The sequence below is a fragment of the Leeuwenhoekiella palythoae genome (assembly GCF_900130045.1).
In the GTDB taxonomy this organism is placed as follows: domain Bacteria; phylum Bacteroidota; class Bacteroidia; order Flavobacteriales; family Flavobacteriaceae; genus Leeuwenhoekiella; species Leeuwenhoekiella palythoae.
Window position 1 is genome coordinate 282314 of sequence record NZ_FQXT01000005.1, and the last position, 17088, is coordinate 299401.

Annotated in this window: 16 protein-coding genes; 7 read left to right on the top strand and 9 right to left on the bottom strand. The window is 39.7% G+C overall.

The genetic code is table 11. From position 1 onward, the window contains the following. Positions 1 to 9: 9 nt before the first annotated feature. The 6 genes from porN to topA all read right to left on the bottom strand — a co-directional run bounded on the left by porN (position 10) and on the right by topA (position 8357). Positions 10 to 900 carry a type IX secretion system ring subunit PorN/GldN gene (gene porN / locus BUA96_RS14600; RefSeq protein ID WP_084673177.1) on the bottom strand — a complete coding sequence of 297 codons (891 nt, stop codon included), beginning with the start codon at positions 898 to 900 and terminating at the stop codon, positions 10 to 12. 12 nt (positions 901 to 912) lie between these two features. Continuing rightward, positions 913 to 2445 carry a type IX secretion system motor protein PorM/GldM gene (gene porM, locus BUA96_RS14605; protein ID WP_072984290.1) on the bottom strand — a complete coding sequence of 511 codons (1533 nt, stop codon included), beginning with the start codon at positions 2443 to 2445 and terminating at the stop codon, positions 913 to 915. A 47-nt stretch (positions 2446 to 2492) separates the two neighbouring features. Beyond that, entirely contained in the window at positions 2493 to 3131 is a 639-nt protein-coding gene (gene porL / locus BUA96_RS14610; protein WP_072984292.1) for a type IX secretion system motor protein PorL/GldL, read from the bottom strand. Positions 3132 to 3195: 64 nt separating this feature from the next. Next, positions 3196 to 4569: a T9SS ring complex lipoprotein PorK/GldK gene (porK, locus tag BUA96_RS14615; protein ID WP_072984295.1), complete on the bottom strand. Its 1374-nt coding sequence runs from the start codon at positions 4567 to 4569 to the stop codon at positions 3196 to 3198. 107 nt (positions 4570 to 4676) lie between these two features. Continuing rightward, the gene (locus BUA96_RS14620) at positions 4677 to 5843 is read right to left on the bottom strand and encodes a formimidoylglutamase (RefSeq protein ID WP_072984297.1); all 1167 of its coding nucleotides are present in this window, start codon (positions 5841 to 5843) and stop codon (positions 4677 to 4679) included. 3 nt (positions 5844 to 5846) lie between these two features. Continuing rightward, the gene (gene topA / locus BUA96_RS14625; protein WP_072984299.1) at positions 5847 to 8357 is read right to left on the bottom strand and encodes a type I DNA topoisomerase; all 2511 of its coding nucleotides are present in this window, start codon (positions 8355 to 8357) and stop codon (positions 5847 to 5849) included. Positions 8358 to 8625: 268 nt separating this feature from the next. Here topA and miaB point away from each other — a divergent pair, with 268 nt between their 5' ends. The 7 genes from miaB to groL all read left to right on the top strand — a co-directional run bounded on the left by miaB (position 8626) and on the right by groL (position 15438). Further along, positions 8626 to 10071, top strand: a complete 1446-nt coding sequence (gene miaB / locus BUA96_RS14630) for a tRNA (N6-isopentenyl adenosine(37)-C2)-methylthiotransferase MiaB (protein ID WP_072984302.1) — start codon at positions 8626 to 8628, stop codon at positions 10069 to 10071. 10 nt (positions 10072 to 10081) lie between these two features. Beyond that, on the top strand, positions 10082 to 11338 hold the full coding sequence (locus tag BUA96_RS14635) for a sigma-54 interaction domain-containing protein (RefSeq protein ID WP_072984304.1): 1257 nt from the start codon (positions 10082 to 10084) through the stop codon (positions 11336 to 11338). Between the two features lie 52 nt (positions 11339 to 11390). Next, positions 11391 to 11906 carry an LptE family protein gene (locus BUA96_RS14640; RefSeq protein ID WP_072984306.1) on the top strand — a complete coding sequence of 172 codons (516 nt, stop codon included), beginning with the start codon at positions 11391 to 11393 and terminating at the stop codon, positions 11904 to 11906. Between the two features lie 41 nt (positions 11907 to 11947). Next, positions 11948 to 12895 (top strand): hypothetical protein, encoded by a 948-nt coding sequence (locus BUA96_RS14645; RefSeq protein ID WP_072984308.1) that lies wholly within the window; start codon positions 11948 to 11950, stop codon positions 12893 to 12895. A 53-nt stretch (positions 12896 to 12948) separates the two neighbouring features. Further along, positions 12949 to 13296 carry a preprotein translocase subunit SecG gene (gene secG / locus BUA96_RS14650; RefSeq protein WP_072984310.1) on the top strand — a complete coding sequence of 116 codons (348 nt, stop codon included), beginning with the start codon at positions 12949 to 12951 and terminating at the stop codon, positions 13294 to 13296. Positions 13297 to 13442: 146 nt separating this feature from the next. After that, positions 13443 to 13718 (top strand): co-chaperone GroES, encoded by a 276-nt coding sequence (locus BUA96_RS14655; RefSeq protein WP_072984312.1) that lies wholly within the window; start codon positions 13443 to 13445, stop codon positions 13716 to 13718. 76 nt (positions 13719 to 13794) lie between these two features. Continuing rightward, positions 13795 to 15438 carry a chaperonin GroEL gene (groL, locus tag BUA96_RS14660; RefSeq protein ID WP_072984314.1) on the top strand — a complete coding sequence of 548 codons (1644 nt, stop codon included), beginning with the start codon at positions 13795 to 13797 and terminating at the stop codon, positions 15436 to 15438. A gap of 89 nt (positions 15439 to 15527) precedes the next feature. Here groL and BUA96_RS14665 read toward each other — a convergent pair whose 3' ends face one another. Genes BUA96_RS14665 through xrtF form a run of 3 tightly spaced genes read right to left on the bottom strand, consistent with a single transcriptional unit; the run spans position 15528 to position 17084 of the window. Beyond that, a complete protein-coding gene (locus tag BUA96_RS14665; protein WP_072984316.1) occupies positions 15528 to 16067 on the bottom strand; it encodes a DUF3347 domain-containing protein in 540 nt (179 codons plus the stop codon). Between the two features lie 40 nt (positions 16068 to 16107). Then, the gene (locus BUA96_RS14670; protein ID WP_072984318.1) at positions 16108 to 16545 is read right to left on the bottom strand and encodes an exosortase F system-associated membrane protein; all 438 of its coding nucleotides are present in this window, start codon (positions 16543 to 16545) and stop codon (positions 16108 to 16110) included. Further along, the gene (gene xrtF / locus BUA96_RS14675; RefSeq protein ID WP_072984320.1) at positions 16542 to 17084 is read right to left on the bottom strand and encodes an exosortase family protein XrtF; all 543 of its coding nucleotides are present in this window, start codon (positions 17082 to 17084) and stop codon (positions 16542 to 16544) included. Before xrtF ends, BUA96_RS14670 begins: the two co-directional genes overlap by 4 nt. Positions 17085 to 17088 lie beyond the last annotated feature (4 nt).

The following is a 17088-nucleotide window of genomic DNA, read 5'->3' on the forward strand; positions in this document are numbered from 1 at the left end:
AATGTGAAATTAATAATTCCACATATCGATTTCAAAGTTTCTTATTTGCTCTTTGATACGTTGCGATTCTAACAATTGCATCATCGCATTATCTGCAATATACTCTTTAACCTGTCGATCTCCTTGAATATTATCTACTTGATAGATAACCCCATTAAACCGTCGTGAGTTCAAGATGTGATCAAAAGAAATAGGCTGTGCAGAGTTTTGCGGATTAAACACCTTAGCTTCATGTAAAACTTCACGAGCAGTAGGATACCAAACCCAAAATAATGGTACCATTACAGGATCTTCATCATCAATAAAGTTTACATCAGGAGCCACAGGAGCCAACCCAATCAAACGATACTTTAACTCTCCTTGACGCTTATCAAAATACCAATACCCACGAATCCAGTACTGCTCAATATCAGCTGCTGAAATATCTCTGCGATCAATGTATTGCTCATCAACTTCATAACCGGCGTTGATTTGTTCGATCCCTAGATCTGTAGTATCTACACGAGACATTGCTGCTGCAATATCATTCAATTCAATTTTTTGATTAAAGTATGAATCTGCATAGATGTCAAGCTTTCCTTCCTTTACATTTTTTACAAGAACATCATATAATGATCTTCTATCAGAACCAATATTATTGGTATCTACCGGATAATATAACGGGAAGTTTACACGCTCATCAAGATCAACGATTTCCCAAGTATTCTTACCCCATAAAACATCACGGCTATCAACATAACCATAAGGCAAAGGTTTATCATTATCTAGCTGAATCTGGCTTTCTGTTTTCTCAAACATTTCACCAGGCATTTTAGCATTGAGAATATTAGTCTGTGCCGAAGCAGCACCTCCTAAAATCATTAAACATAATATGCTAAAAGCTTGCATCTGGCTTTTCATACAATCTCTTTTTTAATTAGTAAGCTCAATCAGTACAGGTGAAACTTTCTTAAGTCTGTAACTGCTGTTTCCTGCAATTTGAGCATCAATATCAAATATCTGAACGGTAGATCCTCGTTGCGCTCTACGTAAAACATCTTTTGCACGCGAATCTAGTTTGTTACCGCTCACTTGCACGGTAGGCTGTCCCGGAACGTTAAACTTGAAACCGGTTACTCTAAGATTCAATTCAAAATCAAAGTCAGGTAATTTTGCACTTACCTCAGATATCTCTAACGAATTACGTTGCATTTTTAGTATCCCATCTTCACCGCGCACGGCACCAATAGGACTTGGAATATCTTTAATACGGAATTGTTTGGAGTCACTTACTTTAGTCCCGTCAGCCAATGTCCCAGAAACGCTAATGGTTACTTCACGACCTTGTCCAGGATTCATCACATAGCTACTACCAGAACCTTTTGAAAGTCCGGGAGCGCTAGCACTAACATTATTATCTGCAACACCTGCAAAACTAATAGTCATTGGGTTTGCAACTCCGCGATATACTACATTCATTTTATCAGCAGAAATCGTAGCTGAATTAGGCTTGTTAATTACCGCATATTCACTGTTAATCGGAATTGATTTTGGCTCACCTTCTTCGGTGTAAACAAGCTCACCGGTAATTTTACGTGTTCCAACGTTTCCTGCAGGAAAATCTAAAACGACTTGACCTGCTTGTAAATTATCTACCTCATTGCCGTTAATAACCACTTTATCAAAATTTAAAGAGTTATCAAAACGTCCTAAAACAACTTTTCCTTTAAAATTCTCACCAGAGAAAAAAGCCGTTTTTTCTGGAATTACGATAGCCTGATAATTACTTAAAGAAACGTCTTTACTAAGCTGTCCTTGTAAAAGCGAAGAATATACTTCAGATTCCGCGGTACGTACATCATTTTGCATCTGAGTAAAACGCGTGATTGATGCCGCTAATGGATATCCCAGAAAGTTATAGCGCAACCAATCAATCTTTTTGCCGTCTTTGTTAATTTGCGGCTCCACTGCAAATGTGCGTTCGATAATAGCATTCACTTCGCTAAACTCCGGACCTAAAGCATTTTTCATTTCTGACTTATAGTTCTCGATTTTAGCTAAGAACGCATCACCTTGTTTAGTATAACGATCTCCGGTAAACCATAATTCATCAAGAACAGCGGTTTTATCTAAGTTCGCGTAACTACTGGTGTCGATACCGTCTGTAAGCGTGTCTTTTATGCTTCCTAAGTAGTTAAAGAATTCATCTGATATTTCTTTAACCTCTTTCGCTTTTCCTAGCAACGGCTGATACTTAGCCGGTTGCTCGGTAGCCTTTTCTTCTAAACCAGCCATTGCCAGCTGATTGTCTTGTTCTAAACGCGCGTTTGAACTAGTGAATTTCACGTCAAATATTTTAAACGCGTTTAAGATCTCTTTATCTACGTTCATCGCAATCATCGCGATAAAAACGAGATACATAAGATTGATCATTTTCTGTCTTGGCGACTGTCCTCCTCCTGCCATAGTGTGGTTTTTCTACTGAATTATTAAATTAGTATCAAGAATTCAGCTTAGCGCTTATTCATTGCAGAAAGCATTCCACCATAAACGCCATTAAGAGAAGAAAGGTTAGTCGCTAGACTTTCCATTTGTTCTTTAAGTCTTCCGGCGTTATTAGCAACCTCATTATTAATTTCAGCCTGACGACCTGCAGCTTCAACCTGTACTTTATACAAGCTGTTTAAAGATTCTAATTGTGCAGCAGCAAGTGACATTTCTTGGCTGTATTTTTTTGTAGAGTTCATCGCTTCAGCAGTAGGAGCCATTCCTTTGGCTGCTCCTTCAAAGCTTCTAATACTTGTGCTTAAGCTGGTCATCAATTCAGAATCAATGCGTGCATCTTTAAGCATCGCATCTAGTTTTTCTGAAAGTAAACCTTTAGCTTCTGTTGGCTCTTCAACAAGTTTAGCTTTTTTAACCGCTGGAGCGTCTCCGGCAAGTTCAGGGTAAACTAACGACCAGTCTAATTCTTGGGTTGGTCTTTCAAAAGCTGAATAGCCAAATACCAAAGCTTCAACAACCATCCCTAGTGTTAAGATCTCAGATCCTCCGGGCCAGTGCTGAATTTTAAAAAGTGCTCCTACAATTACTACTGCCGCTCCAAGACCGTAAATCATATTAGTCACTGAAAGTTTTCCTTTTTTTGCCATTTTAATAGATTTTTTGTTTTTGTGAAATTAGGTTAAGATATATTTTGGGGAAATATATTAGAGGTTAGCGTCGAGACGGGCCTTTTCTCATATTGACTTCTTGATCTACTCCAAGATAGTCTTGAACGGTTCTAAACCCGATGTAACTACGTGCAGAATCTGCATATTCATAGTCACGTGTGCTCACTTGAATTAAGTAAGCAACATCTTTCCAAGAGCCGCCGCGCACCACTTTGCGCTCATTTTTAGTATCGTTTACATTAGGGTTCATTGTAGAAATGTATTCGTATGCGTTAGGATCGTATGATGATCCTACCCACTCCGAAACATTTCCTGCCATATTATACAAATCGTAATCATTAGGCTCATAAGAATCTGCCTCTACCGTGTACAATGCTTGGTCAGCTGCATAATCACCACGCAAAGGCTTAAAGTTTGCCATAAAACAGCCACGATCGTTCTTAGTGTAAGGACCACCCCAAGGGTAAGTTGCTCCTTCTAAACCACCGCGCGCAGCATATTCCCATTCTGCTTCACTAGGAAGTCTAAAACGGTTTACAAGCTCTTGACCACGTTGTTTCTTATACGAATTCTTATTATCAGTACGCCATTGGCAGAATGCTTTTGCTTGCTGCCAGCTAACTCCAACTACAGGATAGTCATCATAAGCACTATGCCAGAAGTAATCATTATGCATAGGCTCATTATAAGAGTAAGCAAAATCCTTGATCCAAACTGTAGTATCAGGATAAATTTTGGTTTCTTCCGTAATGATAAAATCTTTTCGAGAACCTTTCTTTTGGCGGGCCGCAGCCTCCATATCTAGATACTTGTATTTAAAAACAAGCTTTTCTACGTCAACCGTACGCTGCCCGTTATATGCTTCTTCTAATGGAATATACATCGTGTCCATCACAGAAACGTAATACTCATCAGGATAATTCATAGGATCTTCGATTAGATCAATATCCCAGTTTAATTTACGATCACTATAGTCATCGCTTAAGCTATAGTAGTTATCATACATATATTGCTCGTAAGGCGTCATATTATTAGGATCATAGTCCTGAAACGCATACTCACCTATGCCACCAGTCCCAGGGGTTTCTCCCATAAGATCAGCTTCGATCGCTAAACGTGCACGAATAACAGAGTCTCGCACCCAGCTTACAAATTGACGGTATTCTGAATTGGTAATTTCGGTTTCGTCCATGTAGAATGAACGAACAGTAACAGTTTTAGTTGGGGCATTCTTGATGGCTGCGATATCATCATCACTTTTACCCATGATAAAAGCCCCACCAGAGACTAACGTCATTCCGTAGGGTTTTTCAGGATTCCATTTTTTGCCTTTTACTCCCACAAGTTCGCCACGGTCATTGCGACCACAACTCACTAATAAGCTTACCATCGCAATAAATGCAATAAACTTCTTCATAAGTAAATTAGGTTAAATCTAGATTTGAGACAGTAAACCTATCTATAAAAATGCTAAAAAGCAATTTTTTGATAAAAATAACATTCAAACCCAGAAATTTTTGTTAATTAAATTTCGTTCTTGCGTTTTGCCTTATACCATCGCTCGGGAATCTCCTGATTACAGGCGTTCTCATAATCTTCTTGCGTGCAAGGTAATAACGTATGTCGCTTTAATTTATTATTAACACCTTCTAAGAAAGGTATTTCTATCCACCATCGTTCTGACTTGGTACTTTTATAAAAGCTCAACAGCTCATCATCTACCGGAACATTGTAATGCAGAAAATCTGTATCCCTATCAGTTAGGGATTCAGTCATTCTGTAATTTACACCTTCAATAAAATACCAAATTAATTGTGCAACCAATGCCGAAGCGGTCTCTGTGTTTCCAGCTAACAGATATTCAAAAATCCCAAAAACACTTACACGATCGCTAAGCCCCGCATACCTAGTAATGGCACAAGCCTCTCTTCCGTTGAAACCATTAACTTTTTCAGGGTGCATCCCTCCTAAAACTTCTGATTGAACAGAAGAAAGATCAAAACTCACCACATCAGCATCTCGCATCACAGGCTCAACACTACTTAAATTAGACACCGTATTCCCCAGCCTAAACGAGTCAAAATACAGTTTTTCCATCAAGTCAATTTCCTCCTGACTATTATAGTAGGTTTGATACCCCAAGTTGGAATAATTGAACAAATTATAAGGCTGATCGATGATTATTTTACCCACAAAAGATTTGTGCGTCATAGGCAGACTGCTGTCACCCAGATCAAAACAACCGTCAACATTCACCAGGTTAACCATTTGATCCAGATTATCAAAAGCGCGATACAGCGCATACGTCAAATCCTGACTTCCTCCTATAACGACTGGAATCACGTTATTTTTTACCAGCTGCGCAACCATATCCTGAAGCGCATAAAATGTATCTGAAATTTGATCGCCAGCTTCTAAATCTCCCAGATCACCAATTACCGTATGCCAATTCCCCGGAAACAATCGATACAACGCTTTGCGTATAGGCGCAAAATCAATCAAGGTTTCCTGAGTGTCTGCTGCGCCCCGATTTTCACGAACGCCTATTATGGCGATCTGAAGTTCGCTAAGATTGGGCAACCCATCTTGGCGTGTATGCAGGCGAATCTGATTAAATAAACTTTGCTCATGTAATAATGCGGAATGCGCTATTACAGCATCTGAAATAGGCAGAAGGTTCTCAAAAGCCATGGACTACTTCTTTTTTGCAGTTGATTTCTTTCGGGTAGTTTTTTTCTTAGTCGCTTTTTTCTTTGGCTTAGGACCTTGCTTTTCTAGAATATCTTTCACCTCTTCAAGCGTCAGCTTTTGAGCATCTACCGTTTTTGGAAGCTCGATCTTCACCTTACCTTTAATGATATTCGATCGTCCCCATCTGGCTTTTTCAACGCGTATGCCTTCATCTTTGAAGTCGTGAATGATCTTATCTTTTTCCTTTTGCTTTTTATCTTCAATTAGCTGAACGATATCTTCATCAGATAGATTATCAAAGTCGTACTTCTTATTTACATTGATAAACATTCCATCCCATTTGATGTACGGACCAAAGCGTCCAACACCCTTTTGCACCGGCTTATCTTCATAATGATAAATAGGCGCATCAGCTTTTTGCTTCTCCTTAATATAAACAACAGCCTCATCGTACTCAACCTCTAAAGGATCTTTTCCTTTTGGAAGCGACACATAGGTTTTACCAAATTTCACATACGGACCAAAACGCCCGTTATTTACCTCAACCGTCTCTCCTTCAAACTCACCCAATTCACGTGGAAGCTTAAACAGATCCATAGCTTCTTCAAACGTGATGCTTTCTAATTGCTGATCAGGAAGGAGACCTGCAAACCTTGGCTTCTCTTCATCTTCTACCGAACCTATTTGCACCATCGCCCCGTACTTACCTAAACGTACACTTACCGGCTTTCCGGTTTTAGGATCTTCTCCTAAAACACGCTCACCAACTTCACGCTCTGCATTTTCGGCAACATTCATTACCTGCGGATGAAAATCTTTGTAGAAGTCTTTCATCATTTTAGTCCACTCCTCATTTCCTTCTGCGATCTCATCAAAGTTTTCTTCAACTTTTGCAGTAAAATTGTAGTCTAAAATATTCTCAAAGTGATTTACTAAAAAGTCGTTCACCACCATCCCAACATCTGTTGGCACCAGTTTTCCTTTATCAGAACCTACCTTTTCTGTAAGCTTCTTAGCGCTCACTTTCCCTTTCTTTAGCGTAAGTAGGTCGTATTCTCTTTCGGTACCGTCTACGTTACCTTTCTCGATATATTTTCTGTTCTGAATCGTAGTAATGGTAGGCGCATAAGTTGAAGGTCGCCCGATACCTAATTCTTCTAATTTTTTAACCAAAGATGCTTCGGTATAACGGTAAGGCGCTCGGGTAAAACGCTCTGTTGCCGTAATCCAAAGATTGTTTAGCGCTTCGCCTTCTGTCAACGGAGGCAGGATTCCGCTTTCTTCTTGATCTTCATCGTCGGTTCCTTCAAGGTACACTTTTAAGAATCCGTCAAATTTGATCACCTCACCATTTGCAGTAAAATTAAAAGGGTGATTAGACGATGCGATCTGAACATTAGTGCGCTCCAATTTAGCTTCACTCATTTGCGAAGCGATTGCACGTTTCCAGATCAACTCATATAAACGCGCTTGATCGCGCTCTAGATTTACAGTATGTCTGCTAAAATCTGTAGGTCGTATCGCTTCGTGAGCTTCTTGAGCCCCTTTACTCTTTCCTTTATAATTACGTTCTTTATGATACTTCTCGCCGTAAGCAGAAACGATCTCATTTGCTGCTCCTTGTTTTGCATCTTGAGAAAGATTCACACTATCAGTTCTCATATATGTAATAAGACCAGCCTCATAAAGACGCTGAGCCATATTCATTGTTTTACTCACCGAGAAGTAAAGCTTTCTTGATGCTTCCTGCTGAAGTGTTGACGTCGTGAATGGTGGCGCCGGATTCTTTTTAGCAGGCTTTGTGGTTAAAGCTTCAACCGTAAATGTGGCGTCAGCATTCGCTTTTAAGAATTCTTCAGCTTCCTTTTTAGTATCTAAATTCTTCGGAAGTTTTGCTTTTAAGGTTTTTCCATCTGCATTGGCAAATTCAGCGTCTACTCTAAAATAGTCTTCGGTATTAAAAGCTTGAATTTCGCGCTCCCGCTCTACGATAAGCCGCACAGAAACAGATTGCACCCTTCCGGCGCTGAGTCCGCCTTTTACTTTTCTCCACAAAACCGGAGAAATCTCATACCCCACAAAACGATCTAAAACACGTCTCGCTTGTTGTGCATTAACCAGATTATAATCTATATCCCGCGGATTCTCAATCGCTCGTAAAATAGCCTTCTTGGTAATTTCAGAAAAGACAATACGCTTGGTTTTATCTTTATCAAGTTTTAGCTCTTCGGCAAGATGCCAAGCGATCGCTTCTCCCTCCCGGTCCTCATCACTCGCTAGCCATACTGTCTCTGCCTTTTTCGCTAAATCTTTCAGCTTTTTAACAACCGCTTTTTTGTCTTTATTGACCGTATATTTTGGCGAAAAATCACCATCTACATCTACCCCAAGTTCTTTTGTTGGCAAGTCTGCAATATGCCCAAAACTACTTTCTACTTTGAAATCCTTACCTAAAAATTTCTCAATAGTTTTTGCCTTTGCAGGTGACTCAACAATTACCAGATTTTTTGCCATAATGCTCTTTTCAAAAATTTGTCATTTAAAATCCTAAAGACTGCACAAGTCTACATTTTTTCTGACTTTAGATTGGCAAAAGTAGTAGAAAATTTATTATTCGGTATCCTGTCGCTGTTTATAGCAACAAATAAAACCTACCAGAAGGCGTCCCAAAAATCCATTGCACCCCTTTAAAATTTCTTTTTCATTTTCGGCTTAATGACACTTTGTCACAACTTTTGTTAATCGTATCTTTGCCCACTATTTTTAGGTAGCAGTACGTATTATGGAGAAGATTATTAACGAAAGCAAACAAGGTGAAGCACTGGTTCTCGAGCCACAAACCACCAATGGTAAAAAGCTTTTTATAGAAAGTTATGGTTGCCAGATGAACTTTAGCGACAGCGAGATCGTGGCTTCTATATTAGCCAAAGAAGGCTACAATACCACCCAGCATTTAGAAGACGCCGATCTGGTTTTAGTAAACACCTGCTCTATTAGAGACAAGGCTGAACAAACGGTGCGTAAGCGTCTTGAGAAATACAACGCCGTTAAAAAAGGAAATCCAACGATGAAAGTTGGTGTTCTGGGCTGTATGGCAGAGCGCTTAAAAAGTAAATTTCTTGAGGAAGAGAAGATCGTTGACCTTGTAGTAGGCCCTGATGCATATAAAGATTTGCCTAATCTTTTAGGCGAAGTTGAAGAAGGTAGAGACGCTATCAACGTTATTCTCTCTAAAGAAGAAACCTATGGCGACATCGCACCGGTGCGGTTGCAAAGCAATGGCGTTACCGCTTTTGTGAGCATCACCCGAGGTTGTGATAATATGTGTACCTTTTGTGTGGTGCCGTTTACCCGTGGTCGCGAACGCAGTAGAGATCCTCAAAGTATCGTTGAAGAAGTAAATGATCTTGCGGCAAGAGGCTTTAAAGAAGTAACACTTCTTGGGCAAAACGTAGATAGTTATTTATGGTACGGTGGCGGTCTTAAAAAAGATTTTGAAAAAGCCAGCGATATGGCAAAAGCTACCGCTGTAAATTTTGCAGGCCTACTCAGCCTTGTTGCCGAAGCACAACCTAAAATGCGCATTCGCTTTTCCACTTCTAACCCACAGGATATGACGCTTGATGTGATAAGAACGATGGCAAAATATCCTAATATATGTAAATACATCCACTTACCTGTACAGAGTGGTAGTGATCGTATTTTAAAAGAAATGAATCGCCTGCATACCCGTCAGGAATATTTTGAGCTTATAGACAATATCAGAGAAATTATACCAGATTGCGCGATTTCTCAAGATATGATCACCGGTTTCCCTACCGAGACCGAAGAAGACCATCAAGACACCTTGAGTTTGATGGAATATGTAAAATATGATTTCGGGTTTATGTTTGCCTATAGCGAACGCCCGGGAACTTTAGCTGCACGTAAACTGGAAGACGACATACCATTAGATGTAAAAAAACGTCGCTTAGCCGAAGTGATCGCGCTTCAACAAGAGCACTCTTTATATAATACACAAAAGCAAGTAGGCAAAACGGTTGAAGTTCTTATTGAGAAGGCCTCAAAAAAGAGCGATGCAGAATGGGCAGGTCGCAATTCCCAAAATACCGTAGTTGTATTCCCTAAAGAGCACTACAACGTAGGTGATTTTGTAAATGTTGAAATACTAGATTGCACCAGCACTACGCTTTTGGGAAAAGCCGTTGGATATTCAGATAATAATTAATCGATTATAGATGGAATCAGTTCACGCAATAAAACAGCGTTTTGGGATCATTGGTGATGACCCTAAGCTCAACAGGTCGATTGAAAAAGCAATTCAAGTTGCTCCTACTGATATTTCGGTTTTAGTAACCGGTGAAAGTGGTGTGGGAAAAGAAAGCATTCCGCGCATCATTCACTCCCTTTCACACCGCAAACACAACAAGTATATCGCCGTAAACTGCGGTGCGATTCCTGAAGGAACCATAGACAGTGAACTTTTTGGTCACGAGAAAGGCGCTTTTACCGGCGCAACTTCAACCCGAAGCGGTTATTTTGAAGAAGCAGACGGTGGAACCATATTTTTAGACGAGGTAGGCGAATTGCCTTTACCTACGCAAGTACGCCTACTGCGTGTTTTAGAAAACGGCGAGTTTTTAAAAGTAGGTTCGTCTAAAACCCAAAAGACCGATGTACGCATTGTGGCAGCAACCAACGTCAAAATGTTTGACGCCATAAAAAATGAGCGTTTTAGAGAAGATCTTTATTATCGATTGAGCACGGTAGAAATTAACCTTCCGCCGTTGCGCGATCGCAAGAATGATATTCATCTTTTGTTTAGAAAGTTTGCTTCAGACTTTGCCACAAAATATAAGATGCCTACCATTAGACTAGAAGATGATGCCGTGCAAAATCTTTTAAAATATCGCTGGTCAGGAAACATCAGACAGTTGCGTAATGTGGCCGAGCAAATTTCGGTTTTAGAGCAAAACAGAAGTATTTCCGCAGAAAAATTGAGAGCGTATTTACCTGATACCGGTTCTAATTTGCCTGCAGTTATTGGCCAGAATAAAAAGAGTGAAAGCGATTTTAGCAGTGAGCGCGAGATTCTGTACAAAGTACTTTTTGATATGAAAAGTGACTTAAACGATCTTAAAAAACTCACGCTTGAATTGATGGAAAATGGTAACAACGCCACGGTTCAAGAAGAGAATAAATCGCTGATCAAAAAGATCTACAGCGAAGATGACAGCGACGCTTACGAAAGCGCAGAAGATATTACCGAAGTGCTTCAGCTTCCAGAAGAGTCTGTGGTGAGTTCGCCAATGAAAGACAAGTATCATTTTGCTGAAGATGTAGAGGAAGAAGAAACCCTTTCACTTCAAGAAAAAGAACTCGAACTGATTGAAAAATCTTTGGAACGCCATAACGGAAAACGTAAAGCTGCCGCCAAAGAATTAGGCATCAGCGAGCGCACACTGTACCGAAAAATAAAACAATACGATCTATAAAATCCATTAAGCCTAGCGCACGTTATAGCATAACAATAGAAGCTTCTCGTTTATGAAAAAACTACAAATTGCCTTTTTATTTTTAAGCCTGCTTTGCTATAACAGCTGCGGATTTTATTCGTTCACCGGAGTAGATATCGGTGCTGCCGAATCGTTTTATGTGCGTTATTTTCAAAACAATGCGCCCATTGTAGAACCTGGAATTGACAGAGACTTTACGTTTGCGCTTTCAGATCTTATTCAAAATCAAACCAGCTTGAATCTTTCGGCGAATGCAGAAAGTGCCGACTTGATCTATGAAGGTGAAATTGTAGATTACTATTTTGCTCCGCAAACGGCTACCTCAGACAATGTCGCGGCACAAACCCGACTGACGATCGTGATTCTTTGTAGATTCACCAATAAATCTATTGCAGATGGAAGCCAGGATTTTGAAAAACGCTTTTCCTTTTTCGTCGATCTGGCAGGTACGGCACAGCCGGTAGGTCCAGTTTTAGATGGCGCTATCGAAGAAATTTACGAACGTATCACCCAAGATATTTTTCAAGAATCGCTAGCCAATTGGTAAACTATTAAAGTAACCTGTTAAACATCTCGCCTATTGCGTATATGAATACAGAAACGTTTACATATCTTTTAGAACACCCTGACACGATCAATTCAGAGCAAACTTCGCAGCTAAAAACGGTACTTAACGAATTCCCGTTTTTTCAGGCGGCGCGTGCCTTGCATCTAAAAGGTCTAAAAAATGAAGACAGTTTCTTATACAACACGCAATTAAAAAAGACCGCTGCACATACCCAGGATCGCGCAGTGCTTTTTGATTTCATCACTTCAGATATTTTTAATCAGCAAGATATTAGCGCGCAAATAAAAGCTCAGGAAGCTCAGCTTTTAAATATGACCGTCACGGATGCAGTTGATGTTTCTGCTGAAATGGAAGCCGAAGAATTAGAGAAAGCCAACAAAGTTTTAGATCCTGAATTTTTTATTCCGAAGGAAGAACCAGAAGCAACCCAACCTGAAGAACAGCTTCAGTTAGGCAAGCCTCTTGATTTTAATAAAGCCGAAACGCACTCCTTTAGCGAGTGGTTAAAGCTCACATCATTCAATAAAATCAACCGTTCTGAAGAAGAACCACAGCAAAATACAACTGATCTAGACGCAGGAGAAAAAACCGCAACCCTTGATGAGTCAGTATTATCCTCAGTCACATCAAAAGAAGTTTCAGAACCAACCTCAGAAGAATCATCTACAGAGCCGGAACCAGACGCCGAGCGCGCCCGCAGATTAGAATTGATTGACAAATTTATTGAGAGCAACCCTAAGATCAAGGTAAGCGCTCCTGACAGCTCATTTAAAAAGCCCAATCTAGAAGACCGCTTTCAGCCCAATGACAGCTTGATGACCGAGACTTTGGCTCGCGTTTATGTGGAGCAAAAAAACTTTTCAAAAGCTAAACAAGCTTATAGAATTTTAAGTTTGAAATATCCGGAAAAAAGTGGTTTCTTTGCAGACCAAATTCGGGCAATAGAAAAATTGCAAGAAAATAAATAAACAACTTAGCGGAACAAGCCAGAACTTAAACCGCATTTTATAAAGTCAAAACTATGTTTTTTATATTTTTAGTTTTAATCGTAATTGTAGCCTTTTTACTTATTGTTGTAATTATGGTTCAAAACCCTAAAGGTGGCGGTTTATCTTCTTCTTTTGGTGGCGGTGGTTCTCAGCAAATAGGCGGTGTAAAAAAGACCGGCGATTTTCTTGACAAAAGTACCTGGGGACTTGCGACTGCGTTATTGATTCTAATTCTTATTTCTAACGTAACCATTTTTGGTGGTCGTTCAGCTAACGAATCTAAGGTTATTGAAGGTGAAGATGTAGAAAATATTATGCCGGTTCAGGACGTTCAGGCTCCTGCAAATGCAGCACCTGCTTCAGACAGCACATCAAACTAAATGACAGTTTAGACATATACAATTTAAGAAGACCGCAATATTGCGGTCTTTTTTTTGCCGTTTTGTCAGTGAAATTTTGATGGCATAATTTCTGACTATACAGCAGCACAACTAAGAAAATTGTTAACTAAAAATTTATATTAAAAATGGGAGTAAACATTAAACCTCTTTCAGATCGCGTTTTGGTAGAGCCAATGGCTGCCGAGACCAAAACAGCTTCAGGACTATATATTCCTGACACAGCAAAAGAAAAACCTCAGCAAGGTAAAGTTGTAGCTGTAGGAAGCGGTAAAAAAGACCACGACATGACCGTAAAGATAGGAGACACTGTTCTTTATGGTAAATATGCCGGGACCGAATTAAAACTAGAAGGCACTGATTATCTTATCATGCGTGAGGATGATATTCTTGCAATAATCTAAGCCTTAATTCTTCTATTTAACTTTAATAACAACACGCTATTTTTCGCAGCCGCGAAAAATTTAAATAACATTAAAAATGGCAAAAGATATAACCTTTGACATCTCTGCAAGAGATGGCATTAAGCGCGGTGTAGATGCACTCGCAAACGCAGTAAAAGTAACTTTAGGACCTAAAGGTCGTAACGTAATTATCAGTAAATCTTTTGGTGGACCACAAGTAACCAAAGATGGTGTTTCTGTAGCAAAAGAGATCGAATTGCAAGATGCTCTTGAAAATATGGGAGCGCAAATGGTAAAAGAAGTTGCTTCTAAAACTAACGATCTTGCCGGTGACGGTACTACCACCGCAACCGTACTTGCTCAGGCAATTGTACAAGAAGGTCTTAAAAACGTAGCTGCTGGCGCAAACCCAATGGACTTAAAACGTGGGATTGACAAAGCAGTAGAAGCGATCACTAAAGATCTTGAAAAACAGACTAAAGAAGTAGGAAGCTCTTCAGAAAAAATAAAGCAAGTTGCAGCGATCTCTGCTAACAATGACGATGTAATTGGTGAGCTTATCGCTGAAGCATTTGGTAAAGTTGGTAAAGAAGGTGTGATCACTGTTGAAGAAGCAAAAGGTACTGAAACTTACGTAGACGTAGTTGAAGGTATGCAGTTTGACCGTGGATATTTATCTCCGTATTTCGTTACTGACAGCGAAAAAATGCAAACTGAATTGGAGAACCCTTACATCTTGTTATTTGACAAGAAAATTTCTTCAATGAAAGATTTATTACCGGTTCTTGAGCCAGTCGCTCAGTCAGGTAAGCCTTTATTGATCATCGCTGAGGATGTAGACGGTGAGGCATTAGCTACTTTAGTAGTTAACAAATTGAGAGGTGCACTTAAGATCGCAGCAGTTAAAGCTCCTGGTTTTGGTGATCGCCGTAAAGCAATGTTAGAAGATATTGCAATCTTGACTGGTGGTACTGTAATCAGCGAAGAGCGCGGTTTCTCTCTAGACAACGCAACTATCGATATGTTAGGTACTGCTGAAAATGTAACTATCGATAAAGACAACACTACTATCGTAAATGGTTCTGGTAACAGTGACGATATCAAAGCGCGCGTGAATCAAATCAAAGCGCAAATTGAAACTACAACTAGCGATTATGATAAAGAAAAACTTCAAGAGCGTCTTGCTAAACTAGCAGGTGGTGTAGCTGTACTTTATGTAGGTGCTGCCTCTGAAGTTGAAATGAAAGAGAAAAAAGACCGTGTAGATGACGCACTTCACGCAACACGTGCTGCTGTTGAAGAAGGTATTGTAGCCGGTGGTGGTGTAGCTTTAGTACGCGCAAAACGTGTACTTGAATCACTTGAAGCTGCTAACGCAGATGAAGCTACAGGTATCAAAATTGTAAACCGTGCGATTGAATCTCCTTTACGCACTATTGTAGCTAACGCCGGCGGCGAAGGCTCTGTAGTTATCGCTAAAGTAATTGAAGGTGATGAAGACTACGGTTATGACGCTAAGACTGATCGCTACGTGAATATGCTAGCAGAAGGTATTATTGATCCTAAGAAAGTAACGCGTGTGGCATTAGAAAATGCAGCATCAGTTTCTGGAATGATTTTAACTACCGAATGTGCATTGACTGACATCCCTGAGGAAGCTCCTACAGGTGGCGGTGGAATGCCAGGCGGAATGGGTGGCGGAATGCCAGGTATGATGTAAGCGCGCGCCGCACAGTCAAACTTTTATAACAAAAATCCCTTCAGAATGTTCTGAAGGGATTTTCTTTTTTAAGCCTCTACTTTTTTCGCTTAGTTTATTTCAGCATCAACAGTACCGCAATTAAGCATAACATCTCCAAAATACGGATTGTAAATTTTCTCCTCATTTGAGATCCAATACGCACCTTTTCCATCAAAAGCCATCGGGCAATATTGATAATATAAGGTTCCTGAAACTATATTTTCTTCCACCAAGTCTTTAACTCCAACGGTTACTGCTTCAAAATGTTCCCGCTGAATATTCACATCATCTTCATCAACAATCCCCTGAATCGCCTTTACAAAACCCAACTCCAAAGTACTAGCTTCACTGTTTTTAAGCATTACTTGTGCTGCATTTTTTGCTGCTTCTGCATCTGTATTTACCAAGGCCGTTTTTAAAAGGTTATAATCATCATATACCTGAGCAACTTCGGGATTTTTAAATGCTGCGTTGCGCTCTTCTGAGGAATACGCTTCAGTTTTATGAGCGGTTTCTTGTTGAGAGACTTCGACTGTTTGCTGCTTCGATTTTGAATCTCCACAAGCCACTAGTGCAAGTAAGACAACACTTATATATATTCTTTTCATTCTATAAATTCTTTAAAAAATAATTGAGCAAATATACAAACTAGGTTTTGCTAAGTAGTTTTTGATAATAGAAAGCAGGCACTAAAACCAACAGTAAAATGGGCTGTATTAAAAAACGTCGCACATAAAATAAAAGCATACTCCACTGCGCGTCGTACATACCAATGATCGTCACAAAAGCTATTATCAACAATAAAAACAAACAACCGTACAACAGAAGTGTGATTCTAAAAATTTCTTTCTTCGGAAAAAGCACTACTAATATCAATATTGATAAAGCAGCGTTTAACCAAAACCGAAGTATAACGTGAATATGTAGTTTGAGAGCGTCTAACTCAGGAAGGCTTATCGCTTGCAGATATTCTCCTTCAAAAAAATGTAGAAGCGGGTCGTAAAAAAGCTGTTCTTGCCAATATCTAATAGCGATTAAACAGAAAATTGCAGCACTTACAATGCTTATTTTGAGAAGTAATTTCAACCTGCCTGCTTTTTAAAATTGCGTACCCAAAGCAGCCACAGTAGAACAACCTGACCGTAAATAATCGCCGGAAACACAATATCGTGTAACAAATTTTGAGCTTCAGGAAAGCGATACAAACCGATGCTCAGCAAAGCAATTCGCAAAACATTCACGACATAAATCAATATTACACCGCCTAAAGTAAAAAGAATGGTACGTTGCCAACCTTGAAAAAAAGCCATCACAAAAGCGACAAACAAAATAATGACGCTCATCGCATTACATCCCTCTACCACTCGAGCAACATAAACATTCTCAACGCCGAGCACCATGGAAGCTTCTTCAGGATGCGGCGCCAACTGCGTTGCATACCCCAATAAATCAACAAGCCACGCACTTTGCACGGCAACTTGATGAGTAATGTAATCAGGATAATAGCTACTTGACGCTGACCTACTCAGATAAAATCCATAAAGTAAACTCAGCACCACATACACTCCTAAAAATGTAAGGATAAATAAGATTACCGACTTATATTTGCCAACTATTTTAAACAATTTC

What these genes read in the sequence shown, in the direction of transcription:
- porK (WP_072984295.1), bottom strand. Translation starts at nt 4,569, where the DNA reads ATGAAGAAGTTTATTGCATTTATTGCGATGGTAAGCTTATTAGTGAGT.
- BUA96_RS14640 (WP_072984306.1), top strand. Translation starts at nt 11,391, where the DNA reads ATGAAAAAACTACAAATTGCCTTTTTATTTTTAAGCCTGCTTTGCTAT.
- topA (WP_072984299.1), bottom strand. Translation starts at nt 8,357, where the DNA reads ATGGCAAAAAATCTGGTAATTGTTGAGTCACCTGCAAAGGCAAAAACT.
- porL (WP_072984292.1), bottom strand. Translation starts at nt 3,131, where the DNA reads ATGGCAAAAAAAGGAAAACTTTCAGTGACTAATATGATTTACGGTCTT.
- groL (WP_072984314.1), top strand. Translation starts at nt 13,795, where the DNA reads ATGGCAAAAGATATAACCTTTGACATCTCTGCAAGAGATGGCATTAAG.
- BUA96_RS14655 (WP_072984312.1), top strand. Translation starts at nt 13,443, where the DNA reads ATGGGAGTAAACATTAAACCTCTTTCAGATCGCGTTTTGGTAGAGCCA.
- porM (WP_072984290.1), bottom strand. Translation starts at nt 2,445, where the DNA reads ATGGCAGGAGGAGGACAGTCGCCAAGACAGAAAATGATCAATCTTATG.
- BUA96_RS14645 (WP_072984308.1), top strand. Translation starts at nt 11,948, where the DNA reads ATGAATACAGAAACGTTTACATATCTTTTAGAACACCCTGACACGATC.
- porN (WP_084673177.1), bottom strand. Translation starts at nt 900, where the DNA reads ATGAAAAGCCAGATGCAAGCTTTTAGCATATTATGTTTAATGATTTTA.
- secG (WP_072984310.1), top strand. Translation starts at nt 12,949, where the DNA reads ATGTTTTTTATATTTTTAGTTTTAATCGTAATTGTAGCCTTTTTACTT.
- BUA96_RS14665 (WP_072984316.1), bottom strand. Translation starts at nt 16,067, where the DNA reads ATGAAAAGAATATATATAAGTGTTGTCTTACTTGCACTAGTGGCTTGT.
- miaB (WP_072984302.1), top strand. Translation starts at nt 8,626, where the DNA reads ATGGAGAAGATTATTAACGAAAGCAAACAAGGTGAAGCACTGGTTCTC.
- BUA96_RS14635 (WP_072984304.1), top strand. Translation starts at nt 10,082, where the DNA reads ATGGAATCAGTTCACGCAATAAAACAGCGTTTTGGGATCATTGGTGAT.
- BUA96_RS14620 (WP_072984297.1), bottom strand. Translation starts at nt 5,843, where the DNA reads ATGGCTTTTGAGAACCTTCTGCCTATTTCAGATGCTGTAATAGCGCAT.